The sequence below is a fragment of the Candidatus Pelagibacter sp. Uisw_106 genome (assembly GCF_047724975.1).
Classification (GTDB): domain Bacteria; phylum Pseudomonadota; class Alphaproteobacteria; order Pelagibacterales; family Pelagibacteraceae; genus Pelagibacter.
In genome coordinates, this window is the sequence record NZ_CP159819.1 from 281982 (window position 1) to 293321 (window position 11340).

Sequence of the window (11340 nt, forward strand, 5' to 3'; positions counted from 1 at the left end):
ATGAAAATTGCTGTAGTAGGTGGGGGTATATCAGGATTGAGTGCTGCTTACTACCTATCCAAAAAACATAAAGTAGATTTATTTGAAAAAGAAAATCATTTTGGAGGTCATGCAAATACAATAAAGGTCGCTTACAAACCTAATAAAGAAATTCCAATTGATATTGGATTTATGGTTTTTAACAAGCAAACTTATCCAAATTTAATTAATTTTTTTTCAGAAAATAAAATAGAGATTGAAAAAAGTGATATGTCATTTTCTGTCACTGTAGAAAATAGTGATTTAGAATATTGTGGAAAAGGATTAAGTGGGATTTTTTCCAATAAAAAAAACTTATTTAATTTAAAATTTATAAAAATGTTTTTTGAAATTTTAAGTTTTTATAAAAACTGTGAAAAAATAGAAATCAAAAAAATTAAATCAATAACATTAGGAGAATATTTAAAAGAAATAAAAATTTCAGATTATTTTGTTAATTACCATATAATACCAATGGTATCAGCAATATGGTCGATGCCACCATATGAAGCAACGCAAATGCCTCTATCTTTTTTTTTAAGTTTTTTCAAGAATCATGGGCTATTTAAAATTAAAGACAGACCTCAGTGGTTTACGGTTGCAAATCGAAGTAAAACTTATGTTGATAAGATAATAGACCAAGTTAGTGGTGAACATTTTAAGAATTATAATATAAATAAAATTACCAGAAATGATTTAGGTGTTAAGATTTTTTATGGAGAGGAAAATGAGTTCTTTGATTATGATAAAGTTGTAATAGCAACCCACGCAGATGAAGCATTAAAGATAATTGACAATCCAACTCTAGATGAGGAGTCAATATTGAAAAAATTTAAATATAGAGCTAACACTGCAGTAATACATTTTGATGAAAGTATTATGCCTAAAAATAAAAAAGCATGGTGCGCTTGGAATTCTTCAATGGATTCAGCTAATAATGAAAAGACAGCTGTAACATATTGGATAAACCAGTTACAAAATTTGAAGATAGATAGAGATATTTTTTTAACAATAAATCCATTTAAAGAAATTCCAAATGATAAAATATTTAAAAAAGTATCATTTACTCACCCTTATTACGATACTGAAGCATTAAATAATCAAAGCAATCTACATAAAATTCAAAATCAAAAACATATTTTATTTTGTGGTAGTTATTTTGGTTATGGTTTTCATGAGGATGGAATAAAGTCGTCTATTGATATGTTAAAAACGCTGAATGATTAAAAATTCTTATATTTATACAGGTAACGTAATTCATAAAAGATTTAAGCCCAAAATTCATAGCTTCAATTATGGTGTATTTTCGCTGCTTATAGATTTATCAGAAATAAGCCTATTACACAAAACCCTAAAGATATTTTCATATAATAAATTTAATATTATTAGTTTTTTTGATAAAGACCATGGAGCAAGAGATGGAAGTTCTCTTAAGGACTGGGTTTTAGAAAATCTTAAAAAAAATAATATTGATACTAACAATATTCAAATAAAACTTTTATGCTACCCAAGAATATTTGGGTATGTATTTAACCCTTTAAGTGTTTTTTATGTATATAACAAAAATTCTGATTTAATATCAATATTATATGAAGTTAAGAACACATTTGGCGAGCAACATGTTTATGTTTTTAAAACTGAAAAAGACCAAAATCTTATTCAACATGTGTGTAAGAAAAAATTTCATGTATCTCCATTTATTGAAATGAATTGTATTTATTTTTTTAGACTGTTGAAACCTGGTAATAAAATATCTGTAATAATTGACCTAAATGATCCAGTTGGCAAAATATTATACGCCTCACAAGATGGTATTAAAAGTGAATTAAATAATTACAATCTTATGAAATCTTATTTAAGACATCCATTGATGACATTTAAAATTATTATCGCAATACATTTTGAGGCATTTAAACTATGGACAAAAGGAATTAAATTTATAAAAAAAAAAATTAAAGTTAAAAACAATATTTCTATAGAAAATTAATATTAATTATTAAATTAAGGTTATCTCATGGATTATTCTTTTACACTCTCCATGGAAACAAATGTAGAAGTAGATGCAACATTTGGTAATGAGGATATTTTTTCAGATAACAGCAAACGATAAGTGTTTATATTATTAGTTCTAATTTTTAATAAATAGTCAAAGTTTCCTGCAATCATATGGCATTGTTCAACCGCTTCTAATTTTTTTACCTCAGAATTAAATTGATCTAGTGCTTTAGCTCGTGTATCCGATAAAGAAATTTGAACAAAGGCTATGTGTGCTTTTTCTAACTTTTTAAAATTTATATGAGCATGATAGCCAAGAATATATTCTTGTTGCTCTAGTTTTTTGATTCTACTTTGGCATGGTGAAATTGATAAATTAACGGCTTTTGCTAGCTCACTAAGTGTAGTTTGTGCATTCTTCGCTAGTAGTGAGATTAACTGTTTATCTATTTTATCTATCATAGTAAAATTTACCTATAATTATTAATATACCATAATATTTGCTATTAAAAATATATTAATTAGTAATTAATTCTTTTATTTACATTAATACAGTAATTATTTTTAGTCATTTTAGTCTAATTTTCTAGTAATTTATCAACAAAGTTATTTATTATGAATAATATATTCAAACACAAATATACTGACCAAGCTTCATTGGTTAATAACCATTTAATAAAAACTATTGGAAACTTTTCAGAAATTAATCACAGTAAAATTGATAACCTTTCACGTGAAATCATAGACAGCGCAATAAATTATAAAGAAATAAGCTCATTTGCTAAATTAATACATGAGTTTTCATTGACCAGTAACGAAGGTGTTGTTTTAATGTGTTTAGCAGAAGCATTACTTAGAATACCAGATGCCGCAACTATAAATGATTTAATTGAAGATAAAATTCCTATTGGAGATTGGAATAAACACATAAAGAATGAAAATGATGTTTTCGTAAACATTTCTTCTATAGCGTTTTTGTTAACAGGAAAAATAGTAGAAGAAAAACCTCAAGAAAATAAAAATATTTTAGTCAAGATGGTTAAAAATCTATCTGGACCATTATTAAGAAATGCCATTAAACAAGCAATAAATATTTTAGCTAAACAATTTGTATTTGAGCGAGATATAAAAAAAGCAATTAAACAAAGTGATAATAAAAAAAATAATAAATACACTTTTTCATTTGATATGCTTGGTGAAGCAGCAGTAACTTATGAAGATTCAGAAAGATATTACAGCCAATATGAAGAAGCTATTTTACAAACAGGAAAAAGTTTAAATCCACATAAAAAAAGTATTTCAATTAAGCTATCTTCATTACATCCAAGATACGAAAGAAACAAATTTGATTTACTAAAAAAAGAACTATTACCAAAAATTTTTAAACTTGTGGAATTAGGTAGAGAAAATAAAGTAGATATTTGTATTGATGCTGAGGAAGCTGATAGATTAAATTTATCACTTTTCATGTTTAAAGATATTATTGAAAGCAAATTAATTGACAATGTTTATCACGGTTTTGGATTTGCTATTCAAGCATATCAAAAAAGAACATTTTTCTTATTAGATTGGCTCAATGATTATTTACAAAGTGTTGATAAAAAAATTAATATTAGATTAGTCAAAGGTGCTTATTGGGATACAGAAATCAAAATCGCTCAAGAAGAAGGTTTTGAAAACTACCCTGTTTTTACTAAGAAATTTGCTACAGACATATCTTATCTAGCTTGTGCACATAAACTATTAGTAAATAAAAATATCTTTTCACAATTTGCCACTCATAACGCACATAGTATTTCTTATATTCATACTCTATTTAAAAACACTAATTTTGAATTCCAAAAATTGCATGGGATGGGTGATGAGATATATTCATTTTTAGAAAATAAACCTGATTTTAAATGTAGAGTATATGCTCCAGTAGGAGGCTATAAGGATTTGTTGCCATACTTAGTTAGAAGATTATTAGAAAATGGTGCAAATACCTCTTTTATTCATCAACTAAAATCCAAAAATTTTGATATTGATAAATTGATTCAATCACCATTTTTGAAGCTAGATAAGTTAAAAACTGACAAAATTCCTTTACCAATGAATATTTTGGGCAATAGAGATAATTCAAAAGGTCTGGATATAAGTGAAGAATCTGTAATTAATAATTATAAAGTTATAAAAAAACTAAATAATATAAATGCATTTTCAATTATAAATGGTGAAGACATAAAATCTGATAAAAAATTAGATATTATTTCACCAAGTGATTTTACCTTATTAGGTTCAAAATATTTTGCTACAGATCAAATTGTAGATGAAGCAATTAATAACCTCAAAGATTACTCTATATCGTGGAAAGATTTTCCAATTAAAAAAAAATCAGAAATTATTTTAAATTTTGCTAATTTAATTGAAGAAAATTTTAAGGAAATTATTGAAATTTGTGCACAAGAATCTGGCAAAAGTATTAAAAATTCTATAGCTGAAATTAGAGAGGCTGTTGATTTTTGCAGGTACTATTCTAATGAAGCAAACTTAATATTTAAAGAACAAATTCTTAAAGGGCCAACAGGTGAACTTAATAGATATAGATTAATAGGAAAGGGATTAACTTTAGTAATTAGCCCATGGAATTTCCCTATAGCAATTTTTGTAGGTCAAACAATAGCTGCACTAATTACTGGTAATGTTGTTTTAACTAAACCTGCAGAACAATCCTCTTATGCAGCATATTTTATAATTAAACTTTTATTAAAAGCAGGACTACCTAAAAATTCAATTGCATTGATCTTGGGTGACGGTGCATTAATTTCCAACAAAGTTATTAATGATAAAAAACTTAGAAATGTTTTATTTACTGGCTCTCTAAATACAGCAAAAATTATCCAATCAAACTTACAAAAACAAGAGAGTATTACTAATTTTATTGCAGAAACAGGTGGTTTAAATTGCATGATTGTTGATAGCTCAGCTTTACCAGAACATGTTGTTAAAGATGTTGTGAATTCAGGATTTGATAGTGCCGGACAAAGATGTTCAGCTTGTAGAATTTTATGCGTAGAAGAAAATGTGTACAAAAAAATTAAATATACATTAATTGGTGCAATGAATACTCAAAATATTGGAAACCCAGAAAAACTTTCAACAGATATTGGACCAGTAATTGATGAGGAGGCTTACAACAGTATAAAAAAACATATTGATAATTTTGATAATGTTTATCAAACAAATTTTCAAAATGGTTTAGGATATTTCATTCCACCAACTTTAATAGAAATAAAAAAATTAAGTGATTTAAAAAATGAAGTTTTTGGTCCTGTAGTACATATTGTTAAATATAAAGCTTCAGAATTAAATGAATTAATTGATGACATTAATGATTTAGGTTTTGGTTTAACATTAGGTATCCACAGTAGATTAGATAAAACTATTGATAAAATCATTTCCAAAGCAGAAGTTGGAAACATTTATATTAATCGAAATATGATTGGAGCCGTTGTTGGTGTACAGCCATTTGGGGGTTTTGAAAAATCTGGAACAGGACCTAAGGCAGGGGGCCCTGAATACCTGAAAAGACTATGTTATGAACAAAGTATATCAAATAACACAGCAGCTATGGGTGGTAATGCATCCTTATTAGCTGAAGTTGATGACTAAACTTTACTAATAAATTATCTTAAACCTTTTACTTTATCTGCAATTTTGCGTCATTTAATTTTTAAATAAAAAGAATTAAGTTTCCATTTAAATAAAAATTAAAAAATATATTAAGAATTAATGTTAATTTATAAAATTTCAGATTCAATCGTATTTAGTGCATTAAAAAATATTAAGTATGGTTTTCTTGAAATTAAAAAGGTTAATGGAGAAGTTTTAAAATTTGGTAATCCAGATGATAATTTAAAAGTTTTCTTAGAAATTAAAGATGAAAGCCTTAATTATAATCTGATTAAAAGTGGCAGTGTTGGATTAGGTGAATCTTATATGAAAGATTTTTTTATAACAAATAACCTATCTGATTTAATTGAGTTAACTGCAAAAAATATAAATGTTATTTATAAATTTTCAGGTATTTTTGATTTACCATTCATTAATTTTTTAAAAAATAAAATTATAAAAAATACCAAAAACCGAAGTAAAGAAAACATCGCAAAACACTATGATTTGGGAAATGATTTCTTTTCTTTATGGCTTGATAAAACCTTAACTTATTCCAGCGCTATATTTGAGAACCCTAAGCAAGATCTTTTCAACGCTCAGAATAATAAATACCAAAAATTGATTGATCTTTTAAAACCAACAAATGGAAGTAAAATTTTAGAAATTGGTTGTGGTTGGGGTGGATTTGCAGAATACCTGGGCACTAATTATGATGTTAAATTAGATTGTATCACCATTTCAAAAAAGCAATTTGAATTTGCAAAAGAAAGAATCCATAAATGTGGACTTAATGAAAAAGTAAATATTGAAATAAAAGATTATAGAGATTTAAAGAGTAAATATGATCATATAGCATCTATAGAAATGATAGAGGCAGTAGGACAAAACTATTTAGATAGCTATTTTAACACAATCAAGAATAATCTAACTTCATCAGGCACAGTGGGTATTCAAGCTATAACTATCGATGATAGCTTGTTTGATAGATATAAAAATAAACAGGACTTTATCCAAAAATATATTTTTCCTGGAGGTTTTTTACCTTCTAGAAATGAATTACAAAATTATGTTGATACTAATGGTTTAAAGTTTGATGAATACAATTCATATGCCAATCATTACTCTGATACTTTGATTATTTGGAGAGAGATATTTAATAAAAAGTGGGATTTGATTAAAGAGCAAGGTTTTGATTTAACATTTAAAAGAATGTGGGAATTTTACCTGTCTTATTGTGAGGCTGGCTTTAAATCAAAGAATATAGATCTAATTCAATTTTCATTACAAAATAAATAACAATAGGAGAGACATGATAAACTTTAAGAAATTTAAATTAACGGTATTAATAATTGCTTTATTCTTTATGGCAAGTTGTATAAACAATAACTCTATGAAACCAACAGATTTTAAAAATACAGAACCGTCAATGACTATAGAGAAATACTTTGAAGGTCCTGTTAAAGCATGGGGTCTATTACAAGATCGAAGTGGCAAGGTTACTAGACAATTTAAAGCTGATATGTTTGGTAGTTTTGAGGGTGATATCTTAACTCTTAAAGAGGATTTCTATTGGACAGACGGTGAAAAACAAAACCGAATATGGAAAATCAAAAAAATTGATCAAAATTACTATGAAGGATCTGCACCTGATGTTGTAGGAACTGCTAAAGGGTTTCAATATGGATCTGCCTTTAAATTTGAATATGATTTAATGGTCCCTTTTAAAGGAAAGAATATTAAAGTTTCATTTGATGATTGGATTTTTAAACAAGACGAAGAGGTTGCTATCAATAGAGCCACATTAACAAAATTTGGATTTAAAGTGGGTGAGTTGACGGTATTCTTTAAGAAAAATTAGTAGTCAATTTTTTTCATACCTTTTTCAACTATCTTAAAATACCAGCTACTTGGAAGCATTCTTAGAGTTTTCATTATAAAGGTAAAAGCTTTTGGAAAATGGATTTCAAATCCTTTATTTTTGATTAAACCAATATAGATTTGTTCTGCAGCAAATTCTGGTGACTTTATCATGGGCATAGGAAAATCATTCTGGTCAGTCATTGGTGTTTTAATGAACCCAGGGCTTATTAGGGAAACACGCACGTTTACTCTTTTCATTTCAAAATATAAACTTTCTGCAAAACTTGTAAGTGCAGACTTTGATGCACAATAACCTCCAGCTGCAGGTAACCCTCTATAACCAGCAACTGAAGAAATTATAGATATTTGACCACCTTTTTTATTATTATAATATTCATAAATTGCGTTGATAGAATTCATTGTACCAAAGTAATTTACTTCCATAATTTTTCTTATTTTATCTAAGTTAAATTTTTTTTCAGATTTTGGATCATGTATCCCGGTACCAAACACACAAATTTCAATATTTTCAAATTTTTTTACAATATCATTGAAGACAGCTTTACATTGTTCTGTATTTGTAACATCTAAAGGAAATGAATGGATATTTTCATTCTCAGTATGCAACTCTTGTAATAAGTTTTCTCGTCTAGCTGAGGCAGCAACTGTCCATCCTTCTTTAGCAAATTTTAGAGCTAAAGACCTACCAATTCCACTACTAGCGCCAGTGATCCAAATTACTTTTTTATCATTCATTAAGTAATGTATAATATGATTATGTTAAAAAACAAATTTTTATCTTTTTTATTATTTGCAATAATAACTTACTCGGCATCTGTTATTGGCGGTATTGCAACTATTGGATTTAAAGAGCCTTGGTATTCATTATTGATAAAGCCATCATACAATCCACCAAGCTGGATCTTTGCACCTGTTTGGACAACACTATATTTAATGATGACTATTGCCATATGGTCTTTTTGGCATAGTAAAAAAAGAGACATAGATACGATTTATATTTATATCGTTCATTTAATTTTTAATACAACTTGGAGTATAGTATTTTTTGTTTTTCATAAAATTTTATTAGCATTACTAATTTTAATTATTTTAATAGCTTTAATAGTTTTATTAATGCAAAGATTTAAGAAAATAACTTTAGTAAGTTATTATTTAATGATTCCTTATTTACTTTGGTGTTTTTACGCATTATTTCTTAACTTAAGTTTATTTATTTTAAATTAATTATGGACGATGTTGTAATAATTGGCGGTGGTATCATTGGAGTTGCGACAGCTTATTTTCTATCTAAAGAAGGTCGAAAAGTTAAAGTTATAGAAAAAGATCCATCATACAAAGAAGCCTCATTCCCTTTATCCCTGGGTGGCTTTAGGAGACAATTTTTTCAAAAAGAAAATATTTTGTTAGGTAAATTTGCAAGAGATTTTATTTTTCAAATACCAGAATTACTCAAAACTAAAAAAAATCCTAACCCTACAGCTAGTATGGTACCAAATGGTTACTTATTAATGTTTGGACCTGAGCATGCAGAGGAACAGTATAGAGCGTTAGAAAACCATAAAGAGTGTGGAGCTGGAACAAAAAATATAAAAGGTTCAGAATTATCCAAGGTTTTTTCTTACATTAACGATGAAGGTATAGAAACTGCCACTTATACAGATGATAAAAGTGAGGGTTGGATTGATCCTTTTATGTTTCACGGTGCTTTAAAAAGCAAGGCCACAGAACTTGGGGCTGAATTTATTAAGGGAGAAGTAAAAGAAATATCAGAAATTAATGCTAAGATAATTATTTCTGCTGCAGGTTGTTGGACTAAAAAAATATTAAATGATATTCCTGTTATTCCACAAAAACACACTGTTTTCAGAGTTAAGTGCCCAACGTATATATCTGAAATGCCTTTATCTGCTGATTTAACAACAGGTGTTTATTGGAGGCCAGAGGGTAAAGAATATTTAGCTGGTTCTCCAAAATCTACTTTTGATGCAACAAATCTTGAACCTGCTTGGGACGACTTTGAGGAGTTGGTATGGCCAGCTTTAGCAAAAAGAATTCCAATGTTTGAAGAGCTTAAATTAACTGGTGCTTGGGCAGGATTTTATGATCATAACCAACTAGACAGTAATGCTATTGTGGGTAAGCATCCTAAATACGAAAATGTATATATGGCTTCGGGTTTCACAGGAAGAGGATTACAACAAGCACCTGGCATTGGTAGAGCTTTGACAGAACTTATAACAACAGGTTCTTATCAAACTATAGATGTAAGCGCTTTTAATGTTGAAAGAATATTTAGTAAAGAAGCTAGACCAGAACCTTACGTATTATAACGAGTTAAGTTCCACAAAAAGTTTGATATTTCTTATCGCTGTGTGGAGCAGGTGACATAAATTCTAAATCATTGCTATTAACTGTATAAGGATTTTTTAATATTTTTATTAACCTATTAAACAATGTTAAATCACCATTACTTGCTAATGTTAAAGCTTCTTCCACTTTATGATTACGAGGTATTACCATTGGATTAGAAGAATTCATTAATTCCATAGATTTATCATGTGAACTATTAAACATTGCTAATCTTTTCACCCATTTAATTTTCCATAAATTAAAATCTGCATTATCATAAACTTCAGAATTTTTAATTGTCTTATCCGTTAAAAAAATAAAGGTATTTGTATAATCTGCTTTATTTTTTTGCATCCAATTTAATAACTCCATAATCAAATTTTTATCTTCTTTATCTTCACCATATAATCCGAGTTTATCTCTCATCATATTTAACCATTTTGTTTCATAATTTTGTTCAAATTTATCTAAAGCATCTGTAGCTAATTTAATTGCTTCATCTTCATTTTTGCTAATTAGTGGAATAAGACATTCAGCAAATCTTGTTAAATTCCATTTGGTAATTTTTGGTTGATTATCATAGGCATATCTACCTAATTGATCTATTGAACTAAAAATTGTTTTAGGGTCATAAGTATCCATAAATGCACAGGGACCATAATCTATTGTTTCACCAGATATGGTCATATTGTCAGTATTCATAACTCCATGAATAAAACCGACACGCATCCAGTCAATTACAAGTTCAGTTTGTTTTTTGATTAAAACATTTAGTAAGTCTAATGCTTTATTTTTTGATGTTTTTATATTGGGGTAGTATTTTTCAATTGTGTAATTAATCAAAATTTCTAAATCACTAATATTTTGTTTTGCAGCAATGTATTGAAATGTTCCAACTCTTAGATGGCCTAATGCCACCCTTGTAAGAATTGCACCTTGTGAAATTTGTTCCCTAACCACATCTTCACCAGTTTTAACTACTGCTAAACTTCTAGTAGTAGGTATTTTTAAAGAATGCATTGCTTCACTTATTATATATTCTCTCAACATTGGGCCTAAAACAGCCCTACCATCACCACTTCGTGAGAATGGGGTTCTACCAGAGCCTTTGAATTGTATATCAAATCGCTCATTACTTTTGGTCAAGTGTTCACCGATTAAAACAGCTCTTCCATCACCAAGCATTGTAAAATGACCAAATTGATGACCAGCGTAGGCTTGCGCTATAGAGTTAGATCCTTCAGGTAACATATTTCCTGAAAAAATTTTTGATAAACCTTCATCATTAACATCTGAAAAATCTAGATCTAATTTATTTGCTAGATCTTTATTTAATATTAATATTTCTGGTGCATTTACAGCAACAGGGTTGATATCTTCTTTGAATGTTTTTGGTAATCTCGAATAACTATTATCAAAATGCCAACCAATTGTCATTTTATC

The 11340-nt window shown here is 27.9% G+C and carries 10 protein-coding genes; 7 read left to right on the forward strand and 3 right to left on the reverse strand.

The window, feature by feature from the left end; genetic code table 11:
• Together ABXT45_RS01510 and ABXT45_RS01515 are read left to right on the forward strand one after the other, a co-directional pair.
• Positions 1–1245, forward strand: a complete 1245-nt coding sequence (locus ABXT45_RS01510; protein WP_415313973.1) for an NAD(P)/FAD-dependent oxidoreductase — start codon at positions 1–3, stop codon at positions 1243–1245.
• Positions 1238–2005, forward strand: a complete 768-nt coding sequence (locus ABXT45_RS01515; RefSeq protein WP_415313975.1) for a DUF1365 domain-containing protein — start codon at positions 1238–1240, stop codon at positions 2003–2005. The genes ABXT45_RS01510 and ABXT45_RS01515 overlap by 8 nt, the downstream gene beginning before the upstream one ends.
• 32 nt (positions 2006–2037) lie before the next feature.
• Here ABXT45_RS01515 and ABXT45_RS01520 read toward each other — a convergent pair whose 3' ends face one another.
• A complete protein-coding gene (locus ABXT45_RS01520; RefSeq protein WP_415313977.1) occupies positions 2038–2475 on the reverse strand; it encodes an Lrp/AsnC family transcriptional regulator in 438 nt (145 codons plus the stop codon).
• A 153-nt stretch (positions 2476–2628) separates the two neighbouring features.
• Between ABXT45_RS01520 and putA the strand changes: the two genes are divergently transcribed.
• The 3 genes from putA to ABXT45_RS01535 all read left to right on the forward strand — a co-directional run bounded on the left by putA (position 2629) and on the right by ABXT45_RS01535 (position 7525).
• Positions 2629–5664 carry a bifunctional proline dehydrogenase/L-glutamate gamma-semialdehyde dehydrogenase PutA gene (gene putA, locus ABXT45_RS01525; protein ID WP_415313979.1) on the forward strand — a complete coding sequence of 1012 codons (3036 nt, stop codon included), beginning with the start codon at positions 2629–2631 and terminating at the stop codon, positions 5662–5664.
• 120 nt (positions 5665–5784) lie between these two features.
• Positions 5785–6963, forward strand: coding sequence for a class I SAM-dependent methyltransferase (locus ABXT45_RS01530; RefSeq protein ID WP_415313981.1), 1179 nt, complete (start codon positions 5785–5787; stop codon positions 6961–6963).
• Positions 6964–6976: 13 nt separating this feature from the next.
• Positions 6977–7525, forward strand: coding sequence for a DUF3833 domain-containing protein (locus tag ABXT45_RS01535; RefSeq protein WP_415313983.1), 549 nt, complete (start codon positions 6977–6979; stop codon positions 7523–7525).
• Here ABXT45_RS01535 and ABXT45_RS01540 read toward each other — a convergent pair.
• Positions 7522–8283, reverse strand: coding sequence for an SDR family NAD(P)-dependent oxidoreductase (locus ABXT45_RS01540; RefSeq protein ID WP_415313985.1), 762 nt, complete (start codon positions 8281–8283; stop codon positions 7522–7524). The genes ABXT45_RS01535 and ABXT45_RS01540 overlap by 4 nt on opposite strands.
• A gap of 21 nt (positions 8284–8304) precedes the next feature.
• Between ABXT45_RS01540 and ABXT45_RS01545 the strand changes: the two genes are divergently transcribed.
• Positions 8305–8772 carry a TspO/MBR family protein gene (locus ABXT45_RS01545; protein WP_415313987.1) on the forward strand — a complete coding sequence of 156 codons (468 nt, stop codon included), beginning with the start codon at positions 8305–8307 and terminating at the stop codon, positions 8770–8772.
• A 2-nt stretch (positions 8773–8774) separates the two neighbouring features.
• Entirely contained in the window at positions 8775–9878 is a 1104-nt protein-coding gene (locus tag ABXT45_RS01550) for an NAD(P)/FAD-dependent oxidoreductase (RefSeq protein WP_415278585.1), read from the forward strand.
• Between the two features lie 4 nt (positions 9879–9882).
• On the opposite strand, the gene ABXT45_RS01555 is transcribed toward ABXT45_RS01550, so the two are convergent.
• Positions 9883–11334: a protein adenylyltransferase SelO gene (locus ABXT45_RS01555; RefSeq protein WP_415313988.1), complete on the reverse strand. Its 1452-nt coding sequence runs from the start codon at positions 11332–11334 to the stop codon at positions 9883–9885.
• Between the last annotated feature and the right edge of the window lie 6 nt (positions 11335–11340).